This window comes from Dellaglioa sp. CoH-55-MRSF-9 (assembly GCF_056782155.1).
Map to the genome: position 1 here is coordinate 1 of NZ_JBXAYG010000010.1, position 19,979 is coordinate 19,979.

A 19,979-nucleotide genomic window follows, 5' to 3' on the forward strand; every position below is an offset into this window, starting at 1 on the left:
GGACATACAAAAATCCCTCCATGATTATCGGATGAAATTATATTATTTCATCTGACAACCATAAAGGGATTATTACATCACTCAATCTGAAGTTGTTGGAACCTTTTTAAGTTTTTCTTTAAGTCGCAATAAAAAATTTTAAGAATACTTGTGCAATACTAAAATAAATTAACACAGAAGTTAAATCACTCAATGTCGAAATAAATGGCCCTGATGCAACTGCTGGATCAACACCAATTTTATCCATTAAAATTGGTATAAAACTACCCGCTAAATTTGCCACCGTAATAGCGCACATCATTGCAAGTCCTATCACCATCCCGAGAACAAAGTTACCCTTCCAGAGTCCGACAATTAAAGTGACGGAAATACCCGTTACAACCCCAATTACTAATCCAGTGAAAACTTCACTTATAATTAGTCTAAGCACACTTTGTTCATTGTCATCTTTTACAGCTAGGCGTCGAACAGCAACAGCTAAACTTTGTGTTCCGGCATTACCGGCCGTTCCTGTAATCAATGAAATGAAGACAGCTAAAATACTTGCTTCACTCAGTAACCCTTCAAAATGACTAACTAAACTTGCCGTTGACATACCTAAAAATAATAACGTTATCAACCATGGCAAACGTTTTGATGCTGCTTTAAATGGATTTTCTGTTTGATCTTCAGTATCGACACCGGCCAAACCAGAGTAATCCTCAGCCGATTCTTCATCAATAACATCAATAATATCATCAACAGTAATCACACCAATTAATTGTTCATCATAATTTGTAACTGGCATTGCTAAAAAGTTATAATCCCGAATCATCTTGGCAACGTCTGCTTGATCGTCATCAGCTTTAACAGACATAACTGGTGTCGTCATGATATCTCCAATTAACGCCTTCTCATTACTCATTAATAAATTACGTAATGTTACAATCCCCATCAAACGCTGATCATTATTAATAACATAATCATAGTAAATTGTTTCCGCATCACTTGCTTCTTCTCTTAAAGTACGCATTGCAGAACTCACTGTTTGATCTGAGGTTATTGAGGCAAAATCAGTTGACATAATAGCACCAGCTGTCTTATCTTCATAATGCAGCAGACTTTTTATTTCATAGGCCTTATCTTTATCCATCAGACCTAAATATCTCGCTAATTTATGCTGATCCAGTTGTCCCAACAGGTCAACCTCATTATCAGTGTACATATTATCTAATAACTCAGCCACATACTTTAGAGACATTTCATCAAAATATTTAACAACATCTTCCGGATCATCTTCAGCGGCATCAAATGTGTCACTCAATTCCTTAGGCGTCAGGTACTGATACACCTTTTGGCGTTGCTCTTTATTAAGCACTGAAAAAATCTCAGCTTGCTCATAAACATGCAAATCTGTAAATTCATTGTGAAAATTATATTGTTGATTCTTTTCAAGCGAATCAATAATTTCTTCAGTTTTTATTTGGTTATATTTTTCTGTATCCACCATGATGAATACCTCGTTTATTTTTTATTTATAAATTTTTGCATATCCGATGCAAGGTGACTCTGAACATTTATCTGTTCATGTGTAAATGGTTGATAAAACTCAATTTCACTACAGTGTAGCGCTTGGCGTTGCATTGGCATAATTATATGCCCACCATACAATGTATCACCAACTAAGGGATGCCCTGTGGATGCAAAATGAACACGAATTTGATGTGTTCTCCCCGTATGTAATTGGATTTTATATTGACTAATACCTTTTACAGATTTCTCTAACCAATACTCAGTTAAAGCTACTTGACTACCTTCCCCATGGCCAACCTGCCTCTTAATGAATGATTCTGGATCACGCATAATTGGCTCATCAATTGTCCCATGCGGAGTTTCAATCTGTCCTTCGACAAATGCTGTATAGTACTTTTTAATTAGATGATTTTGTAACTGTTGATCCAATAAAGCGTGAGCAAATCGATGTTTAGCAAACAATACTAACCCACTCGTATCACGATCAAGTCGCGTCGCAATATGTGGAATAAAATCATTTAAATGTCGATTTTGATAATAGCCTGCGACACGATTAATCAAGGTATCCTCCGGATGTAAATATGAAGGAATTGAGGCAACATGTGCTGGTTTATTAATAATTAAAAAATCGCGATCTTCAAAAACGATATCAATTGGTACAAACGATTTTTTTAATTCATTTTTATTTTTCTCAGCTGGTAGAACAATACTCACTTTATCATTTGTTTGAATGAAGTCAATTGCCCACTGCTCGTTATCGTTGACTAATAGCTTACCACCACAATACTTAAGCGTTGCAAGTAATCGCCTAGATACACCTTCATTTTTCAGAAAAGTCTTCACTTTTTGAGGAGACGTCCCTGTATACTGCCAATCAATCTGCATAATCACTACCAATAAACGCCTCATTTACACGTTTCCAGAAATTATTATGTCGATATTTGGCAAAACAAATGTGTTCCTTCGCTATTTTATATTTAATTGCCTTAATTTGCCGATTATGATAGATTTCTTGGTCTATACTAAAAACAAAGTCACTGCTTTGTGTTGGTTTCAGTGTAATCCAATCATTTGAAGCCACAATAACTGGTGAGCTTAGCGTCCTAAACACACGATTGTTAATAGACGCAATTTCTGCCATTTGTATTGACTCGAGTTCGGGATGAATAACCGCTCCACCAACCGATTTATTATAGGCAGTAGATCCAGTAGGCGTAGAAATGCACAAACCATCTCCACGAAACTTTTCAAATAACTGATCACCAATATAAACATCCGTTACCATTGTATTGTTAATCCTTTTTAAGGTTGATTCATTTAATGCAAGAAATCTTTCTGATTCTGCATCAAAATAATCAACTTTAACATCTAATAATGGATAATTAATTGATTGTTTATTATCTGATTGGAGACTAGTAACTAAATCTGAAATTTCATCATCTCGCCAATCCGTATAAAAACCTAAATGCCCTGTATGTACGCCAACAAATCTAATGTTTTCAAGGTTATCTTGGTAATGTTTGAAAGCAGAAAGCAAAGTTCCATCCCCACCAACCGTAATCACAATTTCAGGATGACTATTATCAATTACGATATGTGCATCCGTTAGTTTTTGATACAGTTCTTTACCAACTTTTTGCGATTTTTCCCCATCATTTTCGAAAATAGCAACTTTCATTCGTAACCCTCTTTTCCTGACGCCCATGATACCTAATGTTTATTTTTTGTTTAAACCCTTACCATAAAATAAATGCTGCGCTTCTTGAATCTCTTCTCTAATTTCGGACATTTCAGTGTCTAATTTAAACGCAGCCTCTGCTGCCCGTTCGAGCCGTGCATTTAATTGGCTAGGAAATTCTCCTTGATATTTATAATTTAAAGAGTGCTCAATCGTTGCCCAAAAATTCATAGCTAACGTGCGAATTTGAATTTCAACAAGTACATTTTTTTCTCCATTTATCATTTGAACCGGGTACTTAAGTACAATATGATATGAGCGATAACCGCTCGCTTTTTTATTAGTAATGTAGTCACGTTCTTCTACAACGGTCATATCATTTCGAGAACGTAATAAGTCAACAACCTGATAAATATCATCAACAAATTGGCACATAATGCGAATACCCGCAATATCTTGCATGTCAGTTTCTAAACGTTCTTCAGAAATTTGACGTCGTTCAATTTTCTCTAAAATACTATCAACTGATTTAACCCGACTTGTCACAAATTCAATTGGCGAATGTTGACCAATACCCGTGAACTGTTTTCTTAAACCACGCATTTTTATTTTCATTTCTGAAACGGCCTGTTCATAGGGTCTAAAGAAATATTTCCAATCTTCTACCATTTTATCACTCTATTCTATTATTCAATTTACTCATCTCATTTTAGCATAAATTAGTGATTCAGTTCCGAATTAACCTCACAATGTTACCAAATCTTTCAAAAAACAAGTAATTTTAATAATATCTGTTATTAATTAAGTGTTAATAATTGAAAAAAAAAAAAAATTTGGTAAAGTGGTAATAGTTATTAAAACAGAAATGAAATCAAACCCCACACGATTTTAAATCTAATCACTATAATTGGAGGAGTACTCTTGCTAGAAATTTATTTATTTGTCAACCCATTAGGTACAAAATGCTTCAAATCTGAACAAAAGGTTTTAGACTTTATTCGTCTATCTCCCCAAAAAATCTCATTCCAATTTGTACCCATGTTAAACATCCAAACAGTGCACAATGTCATGATTGAAAAAAATCTTGATACACGTAACTTAGCGCTTCGAAATGTGTTATCTGGGTCAATTTACCAAGCCGCTTTAGATTATAAAGCAGCTCTTTTTCAAGGAAAAAAACGTGGACGTGATTTCTTAATGGCAATTCAAGCGGCTTTAGTTCAAGATAGCACTTGTTACTCAGAAGAGCTCATTCAACGAGTTGCTAAAGAAGTTAACTTAAACTGGGAAATGTTTAATGAAGATAGACATTCAGTGTTAGCAAAAAAATCATTTAAAAATGATCAAAAAATTGCCAATGATATGAACGTTACAATGCATCCCACAATCGTCATTAATAATATTGATGGTCTAGACTGTGGTGTATCCTTCCCAGATGCTGATTTAGTAGATATTTCGAAAGTTTGTGCTGGTGATTTTAATATTCAAAATGACTTACATCAAGCAATTAACCCTCAAAACCAACTATACGTTTTATAAAATAAAAATACGTAGCTTAGTTTTTTAACTAAGTTACGTATTTTTTATTTCTCTAAGATTTGAGGTAATAATGCCTCTAATTCATTCAATCTTGCTTCAAATACAGCAAATGCGTTAACTAGATATGCTGACTTAGTCATATCTACACCTGCTTTTTTCATGACATCAACTGGAAAATCTGAACTCCCAGCTTTCAAATAATTCAAATAGTTTTCTAATGCATCAGGTTTTCCACTAGTGATTCCCTCAGATAAAGTGGTTGCAGCAGCAAACCCTGTTGCATATTGATAGACATAATAATTATAATAAAAATGCGGAATTCTTGACCATTCCATTGCAATTTCTGGATCACGTTCTAAACTCTCTCCATAATATTTTTGATTTAAATCAGCATAGTATTTAGACAGTTTATCAGCCGTTAGTGGGTTTCCAACCGCGTCTTCCTCATGAATCCAATGTTCAAATTCTGCAAATTGTGTTTGACGGAAGATAGTTCCTTTAAACCCGTCTAAATAATAATTAAGTAAAAATGCCCTAACCTTAGGATCTGTTTGAGTCTTTAATAAATAATGTGTTAACGTATTTTCATTAGTTGTTGACGCAATTTCTGCTAAAAAAATTGGATAATCACCATACAAATAAGGCTGATTATGATGCGTATAGTAACTATGAATACTATGTCCCATTTCATGTACCAATGTATAAAGATTATTTACATTATTTTGCCAGTTTAATAACATATATGGTGCTGTATCATACATACCTGATGAATAGGCACCACTTCTTTTACCTTGATTTTCAACAACATCAATCCAACGGTTATCAAATGCCTCTTGAACATGACTTAGATAATCAGGTCCCATTTTATCTAAGGCTTTTAATGCCTCACTTTTCGCTTCATCATACGTGTAACTTAGTGCGGGTTCGCCTGTTATTGGTGTATATAAATCGTATGAATGTAATTTTTCAACTTTTAAAATTTTCTTACGTAATGCAACATAACGGTGTAACAACGGTAAATTCTTATTAACCTGCTCAATTAGTGTATTGTAGACAACTTCAGGTATCTGATTATTTGATAATGACGCATCTCTGGCACTTTTATAATGTCGAACTTGTGCACTATAGTTATGAACTTTAACATGGCTTGAAAGTGTTGAAGCTAGTGTGTTTTGAAATTGACCATAGACTTCATATAATTTTTTAAAGGCCTGTTCTCTAACACTTCTAGAAGTTGATTCTAGAAGGACCCCATAAATACCTTGTGATAATTGAACATCATTACCTTGTTCGTCTTGAACAACTGGAAATTTCAAATCAGCATTGTTCAGTATTTCAAACGTTTTAGAAGAGGCGCTAAATATATCCCCTGCTCCAGCTAAGAGCGTTTCTTCAGCATGCGAAAGGACATGATCCTTCTCCAATAATAAACTATCAAAAAAATGACGATAGCCTTTTAAATCAGGATTATCAGACATAAATTGCTTTAAAGTATCCTCTGGTATCGCAATAATTTCAGGTTCAAACCAAGAAATAGCAGCCGATACCTTAGCTGCCAAGGCGCCAGCCCTTGAATTTAAAGCTTGATATGTTGAATTTTCTGTATCTTGATCATTTTTTAAATTCGCATACACGTATACTTTTTCGAGCATCCGTTCAAGCGCCAAAATAGCTTCTAATCCACGTAACATTGTTGTACTATCTTGACTCAATGTACCTTTAAAGTTAGCGATAGTTACTACAGATTCTTCAATTTTTTTGTAATCCTCTTCAAATAATGAATCTGAACCATATATTTTTTCTACATCCCACGTTAAATTTTCTGGTACCTCTTCACGCTTTGGTAATTGCTTAGCTACTGTCATAAAAAGCCTCCGAATATCGTTTATTTACTCCTATAAGATAACATATTTTTAATCAAAATTTGAAATAAATGTATGCCTCAACTGTAAATTTTCCATTTTTAGCGATATATCACTGGACCATACAATCTGATTGTCAATTCGATAATTTTCGGATTCTTTAATTGGTATTAAAATATGATTTTTAATTAAACCCTTAATATATGCATTATTAACTTGTTTAATTGCTAGATGACCAACAAGTGGCATTTCAAAAAGAGTTTTTGTGATTTTTTGTTGCAGGTTAAATAATAACTCAAGCTCTTTTTTCGAAATAACATCAGTGGTATATTTTTGCAAATCTAAAATAACTCGAATTCTCCAAAAAAAGTCATCATGTCGATAGATTGGCGGAAGACGCGTCTGACTCAAGCAATATATCGGAAATCCCATAAAATAATATCGCTGCATGTAGCAAAAATCAATCTGTTGCTTTAAATAATGATTCAAATAATAACAATTTTTCTCTAACTTAGTCAATTGACGGAACAAGTCTGCTGGTGACAAATTCAAAGTTTTATTCCTACAATTATTTTTGATAAATACCATTAAGTCTGTTACATCATTAAATACTTTTGTGCAGTAACGAATACCATATAAATTTTCAAACCATAATTCATAATTTAAAATTAAACACTGTCGCTCAGTATCGATAAATACTAAGAAATAACCAATATTTTTATGGAAATTTATAAACATTGCTTGTTGTTGTGTTAATTTTTTATTTAAACGATGTTTCATCCCTAGAATCCAAAAAATACGATACCCATTTTGTTTATAACCGTCAGTCCTTTTGTTAAAATCTTTTAGCGTCAACGGACTGCATTGGTACTCTACGACTAACTGGCTATTTTTTAAATTTATTAAAACATCCGGTCGTTGCTTTAGTTTAGGCAAATATTGCTCAATATCTGCTCTTTTATGTCTTTTTTCTGCCCACATTTTAATTAAATTTTTCCCTGTGACATGTATTTTCGTTTCACCTTCTGAAAAAAAATGACATGACTTTTTAAAATGAGCAAAATGAGCTTGTTTTTGCGGGCCTTCTTTAAAGACAACACGCTCTCCGCAACCAGGACAAAAATATTTATTGTTTTGCTTAAAATTTATTGCGCATACCAACTCATCTACGTGTTCTTGTTTTGCAAATATCATTCAAATTACCCCTTGTTACAATTTAAATACGCAAAAAAACAAACTAACCTTTTTCGATTAGTTTGTTTATTTAAAGTATCTTCTTGCCTCAGAGAGTGCGTCAGATGACATAATCTTTTTACCACGTTCTTCCATAAATGGTCCTGTCGATGAGACAACCTGTGCATACTCTAATGCGACAGCTATATCATTTTCGATTGTTTCTTTTGTTGTATTATCTTTATCAAAAATTAGTTCTAAAAAATATTTATTTTGGACTTTAAATAAATTGCTTTGTGTATTTGTTGGTCTAAAAATTTTAGCTAATTGAATAAAATCTTCGAAGTCCCCAAATTCAAACATTCTTGTTTGAGCAGATTTTTTATAACCCGATCCAACAGTATCTTGTGAGTCATTGTCACTGTCTTCAAGCTCAGCTAATCTATCTTTTATAAAGCTTCCTAGATCATCATTCTCAGATAAATCAGAAATGTTTATTTCTTTCGGATTTTGCGTCTCGTCTGGCTTTCCACGACTGATAAATAACTCCAAGCCATCTCGATTAGGTAATACCTGGAAGGTAACTGCTTCATTATTTTCAAATTCATGTTCCGTGTCTACTTCGCGTAAAATACTATAAAAGAAATCTTCAATTTGAGTTCTATTACCTAATAAATCTAAAACAGTAATACCTCTTTTAGATAAATCTTCATCTTCAACTAAAACACGAATTGTATTTTCATTTATTTTTTCCATTTTCATTACTAATCACCCATCTTTCTGATAACTTGACCTTAATTCTATCTAAAATTTACTATTTGTAAAGTAGTTTAAACTAAATAAAAAAAATTCAGGAATGCGTCTTCCTGAATTTTACCATGTTACCTTATTAAAAACTAATGTTTCAATATTATTTAATTTTAAATTAATTAAAATCCAGCAAGTAATTGTGCCTTTTGTAATTCTAAAGCACGTACATCCCTTGGTAAGAAGCGACGAATTTCGTCTTCGTTATATCCAACCTGTAATCGTTTTTCATCTAGAATAATAGGACGACGTAATAAACCAGGATTATCTTGAATTAATGAGAATAATTCTTGAAGTGGTAAATCGTCTAAGTCCATATCTAGTTCCTGATAAACTTTTGAGCGTTTAGAAATAACTTCTTCTGTTCCATTTTCAGTCATTTGCAAAATTGTTTTAATTTCATCAATGTTGAGAGGCTCAGAAAAAATATTACGTTCTTGGAATGGAATATTATTTTCCTTAAGCCATGCACGTGCTTTTCGACAAGATGTACAACTTGGTGAAGTATATAAAGTTACCATATGCGCTCTCTCCTTTTAATAAAAAATTTATCAATTCCTATAAAACAATTGTAACTTATTATCAAACAAATTACTACCATTTTATTAAAAAAATTTACTAATTAATATTTTTACTAATAATACATTTAATTCATTTGTGTTCATTATTAAATGATTAAATGACATCATTTTTGATATTGTTTTTTATATTTCGAGTATGATATTACATATATTTTATAGTTATTATTATTTATTGAATGAAAAATAATTTGCTATCTCAATTATTTAATATACTTTACACTCGATATATACTTACTAAAAGTACGTAACACGCACTTAATCGTTTATTTGCAACAATCTTATCATTATTTTATTTTTCAAAAAAAAGATACATATTGTTAAAAAAATTTAACAATATGTATCCGATTACAAAATTAGTTCTAAATATTTTTTTGCGAGTATTATATCGATATTATTGCCAGCTGATAATTCAGCTTGTTCTTTTAATAATTCGTGGGAACCATTTGCTGGTAAATGCGTTAAAATTAATCTTTTAGCATTATTTAAACGAGCAAACTTTCCAGACTCGGTAGATGTCATATGCCATTTTTTGCCAATTTTATCATCAAAAAAGTTTGTATCGGTCATTAATATATCTGCATTTTGACTAATTTCATTTAATTTTTCGTCATACGCCGTATCAGCTGTAAAAACAAAGACCTTCCCAGTTGCCCGTTCCGTTATTCTCATAGCATATGTAGGCACTGGGTGAATTGTTTCTAAAAATTCAAAAGTAAAAGGCCCAATGTCTATAACTTCTTTATTCTTATATCCTATTCCAATTGTCGCATTTGCCCAAGTTAATTTTGCTAATGCTTCTTGATCAATAGATGGCCCATAAATAGGAAGTGGTTGCTTCACTTGTTCACCGTTAATCTGCCAGCTATACTGTAAAACGCCGACATCTGCGATATGATCCTGATGATAATGTGATAAAACAACTGCATCTAACTTCAAGGAATCTAGTTTAGGTTCTAGACTAAGCATTGCTCCACTTCCACAGTCCAACAATAAATTAAAACCATTACTCTGAATTAAATATGAACTAGTTCCAACTGTATGGGCAGGATAACCCCCATAGAATCCTAAAATTGTCAACTTCATTTTTAATTGTCCTTCCTGTTACTTTTGACTCTATTATACCTTTTTTTGGGCTATACTTAATAATGAATTAAAGTAAATGGGAGATGTATCTTTGTTAAATCATATAAACACAGCATTAGGCGCTGAATATTTTTTAAAGTCTATAATTCGAAATAATCCATCCCGATCATTTATTCTACTTAATCCAATTAATAAGTACAATAATTCTTACTTATTAGACACATCAGATGATAATTCTATTTTCTACTCTGGATTAGACTTCCGTGTTCGATATCATGTAGGAATGGATTCATGGCAAGGTTTTTATCATTTTAAATATATTACTTTGAGCGATGAAGAAAGTAAAGTTTACTTAGCTCAAGTACAAACTTTTATTAATGAACAAACAAAACCAACTGGTATCATTTCTTTTTACACATTACAGTCTTTATCTAAAGGTTATAATTATGTTTTTTTAACAATTTGGAAGCAACAATCTGATTTTATTAATTGGCGTAAAACGTCAAATTATAAACAGTTAAAGTACTATGAAAGTGAGTTTCAAATTACTCCCATAGACGCAGTGTATTCTGTTAATGAATTAATTAATATAAAAGATTAATCCAATTAGTTAAAAACAATCCGTATTCCACAAACGATATTAATAGCTAATTAATGACTCAAACAAGTCATTAATTAGCTATTTTTTTACAATAGTTATTCCCCAAAAATGTTTAATTTCCAACCAAAAAATAGCCTAAAAAGTTTTCTAACTTTTAGGCTATTAATCATTTAACCGTTCTTAAACTCTGTTATTTATTATCCGATTCAACACTCTCACGGTAATTAAAAATAAGCCTAAATACATCACATAGAAGGTCCCCCAGAAGAAAATGAGAACATTTAGGTTAGGTTGATCAAATAATGCGACATAAATATTAAAAGTAAATATTGCTTCTATCGATCCTAAAATAACCGGAATTAAAAATAAACTGGCTGTTTGCTGATAAATAATTCGCTTAATCTCTTTTTTGGTCACACCTAGACTTTGCATTAGTGAATAAGTTTTTTGATTTTGTCTAAGATCTATCATTTGTTGTAACATTAAAATACTACAAGTTGCTAATACTAAAATAATACTAATAAAACATGCTATATAAATATAAAACCCATCTAATTCGTTAACATTTTTTTCAACTTGATTTCTCACACCCAAATTTCGATAATGGTAGTTTGACTTAATTTGATTAGAAAATTTATAACGGACATTCGATAATGTTGTCCCTGTCTGCTGCAAATAGGTCTGTTCTTTAGATTGATTATCTAATTTATGTCCGAAATCATTTTTAGATTGTGCAAATTCCTGATAATTTTTAATATTAATAGCTGTAAGTCCATATTTTGTGTTGCTATCAACACGTTTGTAGACACTATCTTTAACAATTAACAAATTTTGAATGTAATGTATTTCACCATACGGAAACGTACTTAAGTATGTTTTTATCTTTAATTTGTTCATTGATTTTTGCTTAAATTGAATGAGCTGGTTATCATCATTAATTTGATATCTTGCTAACTTGTGTAAAATCATAACTGTCTCATTCGATTTAATCTTAATCGGTTCTAAATCATCTTGAATTTTACGCGCATGATTATAATCTGTTTCTGACATTATTGTAATTGGCACAATTTTAGCTTCACTTTGATTATTTGCTTTTAATTGAACACTTGTTTTCATCGGTACAATTTTAAGATGTCCACTTACTTGCTGTTTCACTATTAAATTGTTTTGTTTTAATACTTTTTTTACAGTTTTTAAATGATAATCGTCCGTAATAAAATGAGCTGGTGCCACTTGATCAATTGTTTTTTGGGAATATGAATACAACGTAGCCACTCCAATAAATACAGATAAAGAGAACATTATTAATAAAGTCATTAAACTTAAGATGACCTTATTTTGTCTTAAACTGACTTTTAAATTAGAAAAAGCAAGTAGCCTACCACCCCGATACATAAAATGTCGCCATTTTTGTATCATACTTATCATTATCGGCACCAAATAATTAAAAATCAAAAGAGTCCCTAAGATAATCATAATTGCAATAATCAATACTGCTAAAAAATAATCATTTTTACGTAACCAAACATTAAAAATAGGTCCCAAATTTTCAAAATTTACTGCCATAAATAAAGGTACAATAATAAAAAAGATACTAATGATAGCCATAAATCGTTTAAATGGTCCAAATTTTTCGACACTGGCATTATCACTATTTTTAAACAATGAAACTAATTGTTTACGATAAATAACACTTGCATTAACAGTTGACATCATTAAAAAGATAACGTTAAAGATAACTATTGTACTAATTAAACTATGCCAAGATATAATAATATTGGTATCTGCCACAATAAACATAGCCCTCAACAAAATCATAGCAAATAATTTAGAAAAGATCGCACCAACCACTAAACCAATCAGTAATGCTATATTACCTAGAATTAAATTTTCAATAAATAGCATTGTCGCAATTTCTTTTTTTTTCACTCCAAGAAGATGGTAAACAGCAATTTCTTTTTCTCGCCGTTTCGCCACAAAAAGATTAGTGTACATCATGAAACAAGCAATAAAAATCAAAATTAAAAAACTACTAATACGTAAAGTAACAGAAATTGGTAACTCTACGCGCGCATTTTGTGTTAACTCTTTGTTAATTGACATTGACAAAAATGAAAAATAAACTGTAACTGCTATCGCACTAGCAATAATGTAAATTAAATAATCCCATAAACTGCGCCAAATACTTTTAAAAACAATATTCACTAGTGGTTTCATTGCTTTCCCCCACCAATAGCTGCTTGCATATCAATTATTTTTTGGAAAAATTCTTTTCTAGAGCCATCTCGCCTAATTTCGGCAAAGATATTCCCATCTTTAATAAAAATAATTCTTTTACAATAACTAGCTGTAAATGCATCATGAGTTACCATCATGAGCGTCATCTTTTGCTTTTCATTCACGTCTGTTAAATACTTCAATAGTTCCGTAGCTGCTTTTGAATCTAGACTTCCTGTCGGTTCATCTGCGAATAACATTTTGGGTGCCGTTATAATAGCTCGTGCAACTGCAACCCTCTGCTGTTGACCAATTGAAATTTCATTTGGAAAATGTTTTAAAATATTATTTAAATTTAAAATATTAGCAATATTAGCAAGTTTTGCCTCAATTATTTCTACATTTACTTTATCCAATGCTAAGGGCAAAATTATATTTTCCTTGATAGTCAACGAATTAAGTAAATTAAAATCTTGAAAAATAAACCCTAACTGTTGTCTTCTAAACTCAGACAATTTTTTTTCATTATATTGTGTTATATCCTGGTTATCTATTCTAACATGTCCAAAAGTTGGCTTATCAATAGTCGACATCATATTTAATAACGTCGTTTTTCCTGCACCAGATGGTCCCATAATACCAACAAATTCTCCTGAATCAATTACAAACGAAATATTATCAATTGCAGTCGATCTATTAAACTTCATTCCATAAATTTTTTTAACGTGATCTACTTCAATAAATGTCATAATTTCATTTCTCCTATTACCAAGTATTATCCTATATATAGGATAATTACGCCAATATTTATTTACGCTTTTTATCTATTTGAATTTAATGCTAAAAACCGGTATTGTAGGGTAAATAGTTCTTACTTTAAAGAGGTGATAATATGTTTAGTATAATGATTGTTGAAGATGATAAAACAATTGCCAACATTACTGCAGATAGTCTAGCAAAATGGCGATTCAACCCTATTTTAATTAATAATTTTAGTGAAATTGATCTTGAATTCATTGAAAAAAAACCACATTTAGTTTTATTAGACATTAATTTACCCGATTTTGATGGCTTTTACTGGTGTAAAAAAATCCGTGAAATATCAAATGTACCAATTATATTTATCTCAAGCCGAAATACCAATATGGATATGGTTATGGCAATGAATATGGGTGGCGATGACTTCGTAAATAAACCTTACTCAATGGAAGTTTTAGTTGCAAAAATTTCTGCATTATTACGACGCACTTACAATTACGCAGAAATGGGACCAGAAACACTCGAGCATAATGGCCTTTTTTTGAATTTACAAAATGGAACTGCAAAATTTAACGATAAAATTATTGATTTATCAAAAAATGAGTACCAGTTACTGCAATATTTAATGCGTCAGACAGGGAAAATTGTTAGCCGTGAAAAATTACTTCGAGAACTCTGGGAAGACGAACATTTTGTTGATGACAATACGTTAACCGTTAATATTAATCGCGTTCGTAAAAAAATAGCACAAGCTGGATTACCCAATTTTATCGAGACAAAGGTAGGACAAGGTTATCTTATCCCTTAGGAGACACTAATGACATTTTTTAAGTACATTTCAGATAGAATTACAACAATCATCTTTTTCCTTCTAGTTATTCTCTTAATTAATCTTGTATTGTGGTTTGATCCATTCCATAACATTGTTTTATCTACATTATTATATATAGATATTCTGGTAGTTATTATATCAAGTATTTTTGTTGTAACACGTTACTGGATTAATCATCAATGGTACCAAAAATTTAAATTACCAATTGATCCAGCAACAGCAGATTTATTGATTCCTATTAATGGTGCACATTCCAATGAACAACGTTTATATCAGGGTTATGTTAATGCCCTATTAAACAATCATCAAATACAAATAAATAATATCTTGTCTAAACAACAAGAACAAGAGGATTTTTTAAATGCTTGGATTCATGATATTAAAGTTCCCTTAGCTGCTATTCAGTTACTAATTGAAACATCTGATGGCAAGCTATCTGAAAAACAAGTCATGCAAACTGAAATTGAATTAAAAAACATTGAAAATTTTGTTGAACAAGTGATTTATTATTCTCGTTTAGATAGCTTTTCAAATGATTATTTAATTCAAGATGATTCACTAAAAAAAGTAGTTAATCTTGTCATTCGGGATAATATGAACTTATTTTTTTCAAAACATATTCGTTTCGTTTTTAACAGTACAGATATTTCCGTTCTAACTGATTCAAAATGGCTACGTTTTATCTTAAATCAAGTGATTACCAATTCATTAAAATACACACCAAATAATGGTGAAATCGTTATTTCTCTTAAAGATACTGAAAAAGAAACGATATTAGCCATTAAAGATAATGGCATTGGTATCCCGAACGCAGATTTAGCTCGCGTTTTTGACAAAGGATTTACCGGGAATAACGGGCGTCAATTCAACCAAAATGCAACCGGATTAGGCCTTTATTTAGCAAATCAACTAAGTCAAAAATTAGGTCACCAATTAGAAATTGAATCTCCAAAAAATGAAGGTACTACAGTTAAAATTATATTTCCTAAACTTTCTTATTATAATGATGAAATGGGCGAAATTCTTCGCTAGGAGGGTCTATCATGTTATCAGAAATTGAACTCGGTTTTACAAATATTAAAGATATTGATCCTAATATTATTGTAGATTTACGCTATGCTACAAAAGACAACTTTACTAACCAAATTATTTATGACTTTTCTACAGCAATCGCTAGAACAGGAACAGCTAAGAAACTTGGTATCGCAAGTCAATTACTCAAAACTCAAGGCTATCGTTTAAAAATTTGGGACGCCTACAGACCAGTCTCTGCTCAAAAAAAATTATTTGACGTTTATCCCGATCCTAATTTTGTAGCGAAGCCAAATCCTAATTTCAGTCATCAAAAAGGCGTGACATTTGATTTAACTATCTGTGATATGGATGGCCACGAGCTTAACATGCAAAGTGAATTTGACGACTTTTCAGAACGAGCTGGAAGAAATTATAAACGAACACCTCAACAACAAATAAATTACGATATACTAAATAACGCTATGATAACTGCTGGTTTTATCGGATATTCTGAAGAATGGTGGGACTATAGAGATTCTGATATGAATGACTATTCACCACTTATCGCGAATCCAAATGATTATTAAAAAAACTTGTCACAACACCTTACATACAAGGTATTGTGACAAGTTTTTTATCTTAACAATTTATCCCAGAGAATAACTTCACCCGCAATTAATGATTTTTGAACATCAATAATTCTTTGATTTGAGCTACCTCTAAATTGCAAAGTTAAATCTTTTTTTGGTAATTCGAATCGACCGTCGACTAAAATATCAATCTTTGAAAGTAATTCAAGTTTATCATCAGATTCAAGCATTAATTCATCCCATGTATAACCAGTCCAAGACCAGATATCTTTCGTCCATCCATAAGTATCATGAATACGATTCACTAAGCTTAAACAAACCTGCGTGTTAACAAAAGGCTCTCCGCCTAATAAAGTTAATCCTTGGCAATAGTCTTCGCTTAAATCAGTTATTATTTGATCTTCAAGCTCTTTTGTATATGGTGTCCCATATCTAAAATTTTGCGCTGCCTTATTATAACAACCCGGACAAGCAAATAAACAGCCACTAACGTATAAACTACAACGAACCCCTTCACCATCAACAAAATTAAATGGTTTATAAGATGCAATATACTGTTGGCTTAACTCACTGGCAATCCATTCTTTAGGTTTCGGATTTCGTGGTGCTTTAACTCTCTTTTGTCGTTCCATCATCAACCATTCCTAAAGTCATATTTTTAACACGAGAAGCAATTTCTTTATGACGTCCATGAACCATCGGACGTTGCTGTGGATTACCTAAGTATCCACATGTCCTTTTAACAACATCACATGTTTTTGGATCATGATTTTGACATTTAGGGCATTCAAATCCTCGTTCAGTTGGGTTAAATTCACCATCAAAACCACATTTATAACAATGATCAATAGGGGTATTAGTTCCTAAATAGCCGATTTTATCATAAGCCCAATCCCAGACTGCTTCTAAAGCCTTAGGATTTTGACGTAAATTTGGGTATTCACAGTAATGAATAAATCCACCTGATGCATATTTAGGATATTCCATTTCAAACGACAATTTTTCAAACGGAGTTGGATTTTTCCTAACGTCATAATGAAAACTATTTGTATAATATTCCTTTTCTGTAACATCTTTAATTTCACCAAATTTTTCAGTGTCTAATACACAGAAACGATCTGTTAAGGATTCACTAGGAGTTGAATAAACACTAAAATGATAATCGTATTCATCTGACCAATCTGTACAATACTCCTTGAGGCGTTTAACGATGTCAATCGTAAAATTATGCGCCTTTTCATTTTTTTCCCAATTAGGTCCAAAAAAAACAGTTCCAACTTCATATAGTCCAATATAACCTAATGAGACCGTAGCGCGACGATTCTTGAATAAATCATCAACATCTCCGTCTGCTTTTAACCTTTCGCCAAAAGCACCATGTTGATATAGAATGGGTGCATTCTCTGGGATAGCTTCCTTGACACGGTTAACTTTAAAGACTAATGCCTCTTTACAAACCTGCATCCTCTCTTTAAAGATATCCCAAAATAAATCAATATTACCTTCGGATTCCAAAGCAATTCGTGGTAAATTAACTGTAACAACGCCTAAATTCATACGCCCAGAATTGACTTCATTACCATTTTTATCTTTCCATCCTTGCAGAAAGCTACGACAGCCCATAGGTACCTTGAAACTGCCCGTAAGCTCTTTTATCTTGTCATACATTAATATGTCAGGGTACATTCTCTTCGTAGCACAATCAACAGCTAAGGCCTTAATATCGTAGTTAGGGTCCCCATGTTTAAAGTTTAAATCCTTTTTTATTGTAAATACTAATTTAGGAAATATTGCCGTACGATGCTCACGACCTAATCCTTTTATTCTAATTTTTAAAATTGAGATTTGAATTTCTCGTTCAATCCAACTTTCACCCAACCCAAAACCTAACGTAGTAAACGGCGTCTGTCCTTGCGAAGAGAATAAAGTATTGATTTCATACTCTAATCCTTGCATGGCATCATAAATATCTTTGCTTGTTTTAAGTTTAGCAAATTCTATCTGTTTTATTGGATTCCCAATCCATACTTTTGCATCTATTAAATGCTTCTTATAATTTAATTCAGCAAATGGCGCTAGTAACTCATCCACCCTATCTGCAGAACAACCACCATACTGACTTGAGGCTACATTAGCAATAATTTGTGCCATTTGCGCAGTTGCGGTCTGAATTGAATGAGGACTTTCAACTTCAGCATTTCCTATTTTAAATCCATTTGTTAACATCTCTTTAAAATCAATCAGACAGCAGTTAGTCATAGGACTCCAGGGTGTGTAATCTAAATCATGATAATGAATTGAACCACGTAAATGTGCTTTAGCTAGTGATTCAGGCATTAATTTTAATCCCAAAGTTTTACCCACTGTCCCAGCCGTCAAATCACGTTGTGTATTGAATACATTGCTATCCTTATTAGCATTTTCATGAACAATTGTATCATCTTTATTTAATAATTTATCCAAACGACCAGCTGGATCAGTTTGCTCTTTCCACAATTTTTCATCATTTATTCTATATTCCTGAAAGCTATCCAATGCATCACGGTAGCCTAATTCACGATATGTAGCTATAACTAAGCCATACATCGTTTGGGCATTAATTTTTTGATAATTACTTAATTTATGTAATAGTAATTCCTGATAGCTTTCTTGATTTTTTTTACTATTTAATCGACGCAAAGTACTACTTAAAACTTTACGTAATGCAAAATCAACTTTTCGACCATCACGCTTTTCAAATATGTCAGGCACTTGCATATCTAACTTTACCTCTACTTTTTTCATAAGTGACCTTCCTTTTCTTACAGCAATAAATATATGTTACTTGATTATCCTCTTAAAAACAACAATATATAGTGTACAACAATATATACTATCTATATATTGTTGTACACTATGATTTACTATCAAGATGTTTGAAATGTAATTAAAAAGTTAGACGTATATATATCAGTTAAAAAATTATTATATGATTTCAATACCAGAATATTTTATACACTTAAAAATTTATACCAAAAAAACTCTAATTATTAAGTGATTAGAATTTTCATACTATTATCCACCAACAACAGTTGACGAAGAGCCAAAAAAGTTCAACAAAAGCTCAACTTTCTATAATTTCGTATTATTCTTCATAATTTAGCGTACAAAAAAAGCCCAATCAATGGGCTTTCATGTTTTCTAATACTCTCTATAATACTTAATAATACCGGTGATCGGGGTCGAACCGATACTCCATTGCTGGAACTGGATTTTGAGTCCAGCGCGTCTGCCAATTCCGCCACACCGGCATAACTCGTGTAAGGCGGTAACCGGATTTGAACCGGTGATGAAGGTTTTGCAGACCTCTGCCTTACCACTTGGCTATACCGCCATATTAATTATTACTTGATATAACCTTATAAAAGGCGACATGTGGGAATCGAACCCACGCGTGCCGGAGCCACAATCCGGTGCGTTAACCACTTCGCCAATATCGCCAAAACAAAAAATGGCAGGGGTAGTAGGAATTGAACCCACACTGACGGTTTTGGAGACCGTAGTTCTACCTTTAAACTATACCCCTATAAAAAATGGAAGAGAGTGGATTCGAACCACCGAACCCGAAGGAGCGGATTTACAGTCCGCCGCGTTTAGCCTCTTCGCTACTCTTCCAATAAATGGCGCAGGACAGAATCGAACTGCCGACACATGGAGCTTCAATCCATTGCTCTACCAACTGAGCTACTGAG

Annotated in this window: 18 protein-coding genes and 6 tRNA genes; 5 read left to right on the forward strand and 19 right to left on the reverse strand. The window is 32.2% G+C overall.

Annotated features, from left to right (window positions below; translation table 11 throughout):
- Positions 1–118: 118 nt before the first annotated feature.
- From mgtE to yjbM, 4 genes are read right to left on the reverse strand one after another with little or no spacing between them, the layout of a single operon-like run.
- Entirely contained in the window at positions 119–1,486 is a 1,368-nt protein-coding gene (gene mgtE / locus AC1RPV_RS07345; RefSeq protein WP_481761981.1) for a magnesium transporter, read from the reverse strand.
- A 17-nt stretch (positions 1,487–1,503) separates the two neighbouring features.
- Entirely contained in the window at positions 1,504–2,397 is an 894-nt protein-coding gene (locus tag AC1RPV_RS07350; RefSeq protein WP_481761982.1) for an RluA family pseudouridine synthase, read from the reverse strand.
- On the reverse strand, positions 2,387–3,190 hold the full coding sequence (locus AC1RPV_RS07355; RefSeq protein ID WP_481761966.1) for an NAD kinase: 804 nt from the start codon (positions 3,188–3,190) through the stop codon (positions 2,387–2,389). Before AC1RPV_RS07355 ends, AC1RPV_RS07350 begins: the two co-directional genes overlap by 11 nt.
- 39 nt (positions 3,191–3,229) lie before the next feature.
- Positions 3,230–3,859 (reverse strand): GTP diphosphokinase, encoded by a 630-nt coding sequence (yjbM, locus tag AC1RPV_RS07360; RefSeq protein WP_481761967.1) that lies wholly within the window; start codon positions 3,857–3,859, stop codon positions 3,230–3,232.
- Between the two features lie 252 nt (positions 3,860–4,111).
- Here yjbM and AC1RPV_RS07365 point away from each other — a divergent pair, with 252 nt between their 5' ends.
- Positions 4,112–4,729: a DsbA family protein gene (locus AC1RPV_RS07365; RefSeq protein ID WP_481761968.1), complete on the forward strand. Its 618-nt coding sequence runs from the start codon at positions 4,112–4,114 to the stop codon at positions 4,727–4,729.
- A gap of 44 nt (positions 4,730–4,773) precedes the next feature.
- Here AC1RPV_RS07365 and pepF read toward each other — a convergent pair whose 3' ends face one another.
- The 5 genes from pepF to AC1RPV_RS07390 all read right to left on the reverse strand — a co-directional run bounded on the left by pepF (position 4,774) and on the right by AC1RPV_RS07390 (position 10,235).
- Entirely contained in the window at positions 4,774–6,594 is a 1,821-nt protein-coding gene (gene pepF, locus AC1RPV_RS07370) for an oligoendopeptidase F (protein WP_481761969.1), read from the reverse strand.
- 48 nt (positions 6,595–6,642) lie between these two features.
- Complete coding sequence (locus tag AC1RPV_RS07375) at positions 6,643–7,785, reverse strand: competence protein CoiA (protein WP_481761970.1); 1,143 nt, start codon at positions 7,783–7,785, stop codon at positions 6,643–6,645.
- Positions 7,786–7,851: 66 nt separating this feature from the next.
- The gene (locus tag AC1RPV_RS07380) at positions 7,852–8,526 is read right to left on the reverse strand and encodes an adaptor protein MecA (protein ID WP_481761971.1); all 675 of its coding nucleotides are present in this window, start codon (positions 8,524–8,526) and stop codon (positions 7,852–7,854) included.
- A gap of 167 nt (positions 8,527–8,693) precedes the next feature.
- Complete coding sequence (gene spxA / locus AC1RPV_RS07385) at positions 8,694–9,092, reverse strand: transcriptional regulator SpxA (RefSeq protein ID WP_481761972.1); 399 nt, start codon at positions 9,090–9,092, stop codon at positions 8,694–8,696.
- Positions 9,093–9,497: 405 nt separating this feature from the next.
- A complete protein-coding gene (locus tag AC1RPV_RS07390) occupies positions 9,498–10,235 on the reverse strand; it encodes an MBL fold metallo-hydrolase (RefSeq protein WP_481761973.1) in 738 nt (245 codons plus the stop codon).
- A gap of 91 nt (positions 10,236–10,326) precedes the next feature.
- Between AC1RPV_RS07390 and AC1RPV_RS07395 the strand changes: the two genes are divergently transcribed.
- Positions 10,327–10,836 (forward strand): antibiotic biosynthesis monooxygenase, encoded by a 510-nt coding sequence (locus AC1RPV_RS07395; RefSeq protein ID WP_481761974.1) that lies wholly within the window; start codon positions 10,327–10,329, stop codon positions 10,834–10,836.
- Between the two features lie 180 nt (positions 10,837–11,016).
- Here the strand turns inward: AC1RPV_RS07395 and AC1RPV_RS07400 are convergent, their stop codons facing one another.
- Both AC1RPV_RS07400 and AC1RPV_RS07405 read right to left on the reverse strand, forming a co-directional pair.
- Positions 11,017–13,053 (reverse strand): ABC transporter permease, encoded by a 2,037-nt coding sequence (locus tag AC1RPV_RS07400; protein WP_481761975.1) that lies wholly within the window; start codon positions 13,051–13,053, stop codon positions 11,017–11,019.
- Entirely contained in the window at positions 13,050–13,805 is a 756-nt protein-coding gene (locus tag AC1RPV_RS07405; RefSeq protein ID WP_481761983.1) for an ABC transporter ATP-binding protein, read from the reverse strand. Before AC1RPV_RS07405 ends, AC1RPV_RS07400 begins: the two co-directional genes overlap by 4 nt.
- Before the next feature lie 140 nt (positions 13,806–13,945).
- On the opposite strand from AC1RPV_RS07405, the gene AC1RPV_RS07410 reads away from it, so the two are divergent.
- From AC1RPV_RS07410 to AC1RPV_RS07420, 3 genes are read left to right on the forward strand one after another with little or no spacing between them, the layout of a single operon-like run.
- On the forward strand, positions 13,946–14,620 hold the full coding sequence (locus AC1RPV_RS07410) for a response regulator transcription factor (RefSeq protein WP_481761976.1): 675 nt from the start codon (positions 13,946–13,948) through the stop codon (positions 14,618–14,620).
- Between the two features lie 9 nt (positions 14,621–14,629).
- Complete coding sequence (locus AC1RPV_RS07415) at positions 14,630–15,676, forward strand: sensor histidine kinase (protein ID WP_481761977.1); 1,047 nt, start codon at positions 14,630–14,632, stop codon at positions 15,674–15,676.
- A gap of 11 nt (positions 15,677–15,687) precedes the next feature.
- Complete coding sequence (locus AC1RPV_RS07420; RefSeq protein ID WP_481761978.1) at positions 15,688–16,245, forward strand: M15 family metallopeptidase; 558 nt, start codon at positions 15,688–15,690, stop codon at positions 16,243–16,245.
- A 47-nt stretch (positions 16,246–16,292) separates the two neighbouring features.
- On the opposite strand, the gene nrdG is transcribed toward AC1RPV_RS07420, so the two are convergent.
- The 8 genes from nrdG to AC1RPV_RS07460 form a co-directional block, all read right to left on the reverse strand.
- Positions 16,293–16,883: an anaerobic ribonucleoside-triphosphate reductase activating protein gene (gene nrdG / locus AC1RPV_RS07425; protein WP_481761979.1), complete on the reverse strand. Its 591-nt coding sequence runs from the start codon at positions 16,881–16,883 to the stop codon at positions 16,293–16,295.
- The gene (gene nrdD, locus AC1RPV_RS07430) at positions 16,858–19,032 is read right to left on the reverse strand and encodes an anaerobic ribonucleoside-triphosphate reductase (RefSeq protein ID WP_481761980.1); all 2,175 of its coding nucleotides are present in this window, start codon (positions 19,030–19,032) and stop codon (positions 16,858–16,860) included. The genes nrdG and nrdD overlap by 26 nt, the downstream gene beginning before the upstream one ends.
- Before the next feature lie 422 nt (positions 19,033–19,454).
- Positions 19,455–19,538: transfer RNA gene (locus AC1RPV_RS07435), tRNA-Leu, on the reverse strand.
- Positions 19,539–19,550: 12 nt separating this feature from the next.
- Positions 19,551–19,621, reverse strand: a tRNA-Cys gene (locus tag AC1RPV_RS07440).
- 33 nt (positions 19,622–19,654) lie between these two features.
- Positions 19,655–19,727 (reverse strand) — tRNA-His (locus tag AC1RPV_RS07445).
- A 12-nt stretch (positions 19,728–19,739) separates the two neighbouring features.
- A tRNA-Trp gene (locus AC1RPV_RS07450) sits at positions 19,740–19,813 on the reverse strand.
- Between the two features lie 8 nt (positions 19,814–19,821).
- Positions 19,822–19,902 (reverse strand) — tRNA-Tyr (locus AC1RPV_RS07455).
- A 6-nt stretch (positions 19,903–19,908) separates the two neighbouring features.
- Positions 19,909–19,977: transfer RNA gene (locus AC1RPV_RS07460), tRNA-Phe, on the reverse strand.
- Between the last annotated feature and the right edge of the window lie 2 nt (positions 19,978–19,979).

Excerpts from the sequence above, each read along its gene's own strand:
- AC1RPV_RS07350 (WP_481761982.1), bottom strand. The coding sequence starts at position 2,397 with ATGCAGATTGATTGGCAGTATACAGGGACGTCTCCTCAAAAAGTGAAG.
- AC1RPV_RS07355 (WP_481761966.1), bottom strand. The coding sequence starts at position 3,190 with ATGAAAGTTGCTATTTTCGAAAATGATGGGGAAAAATCGCAAAAAGTT.
- yjbM (WP_481761967.1), bottom strand. The coding sequence starts at position 3,859 with ATGGTAGAAGATTGGAAATATTTCTTTAGACCCTATGAACAGGCCGTT.
- pepF (WP_481761969.1), bottom strand. The coding sequence starts at position 6,594 with ATGACAGTAGCTAAGCAATTACCAAAGCGTGAAGAGGTACCAGAAAAT.
- AC1RPV_RS07375 (WP_481761970.1), bottom strand. The coding sequence starts at position 7,785 with ATGATATTTGCAAAACAAGAACACGTAGATGAGTTGGTATGCGCAATA.
- AC1RPV_RS07380 (WP_481761971.1), bottom strand. The coding sequence starts at position 8,526 with ATGAAAATGGAAAAAATAAATGAAAATACAATTCGTGTTTTAGTTGAA.
- spxA (WP_481761972.1), bottom strand. The coding sequence starts at position 9,092 with ATGGTAACTTTATATACTTCACCAAGTTGTACATCTTGTCGAAAAGCA.
- AC1RPV_RS07390 (WP_481761973.1), bottom strand. The coding sequence starts at position 10,235 with ATGAAGTTGACAATTTTAGGATTCTATGGGGGTTATCCTGCCCATACA.
- AC1RPV_RS07400 (WP_481761975.1), bottom strand. The coding sequence starts at position 13,053 with ATGAAACCACTAGTGAATATTGTTTTTAAAAGTATTTGGCGCAGTTTA.
- AC1RPV_RS07410 (WP_481761976.1), top strand. The coding sequence starts at position 13,946 with ATGTTTAGTATAATGATTGTTGAAGATGATAAAACAATTGCCAACATT.
- AC1RPV_RS07415 (WP_481761977.1), top strand. The coding sequence starts at position 14,630 with ATGACATTTTTTAAGTACATTTCAGATAGAATTACAACAATCATCTTT.
- AC1RPV_RS07420 (WP_481761978.1), top strand. The coding sequence starts at position 15,688 with ATGTTATCAGAAATTGAACTCGGTTTTACAAATATTAAAGATATTGAT.
- nrdG (WP_481761979.1), bottom strand. The coding sequence starts at position 16,883 with ATGATGGAACGACAAAAGAGAGTTAAAGCACCACGAAATCCGAAACCT.
- nrdD (WP_481761980.1), bottom strand. The coding sequence starts at position 19,032 with ATGAAAAAAGTAGAGGTAAAGTTAGATATGCAAGTGCCTGACATATTT.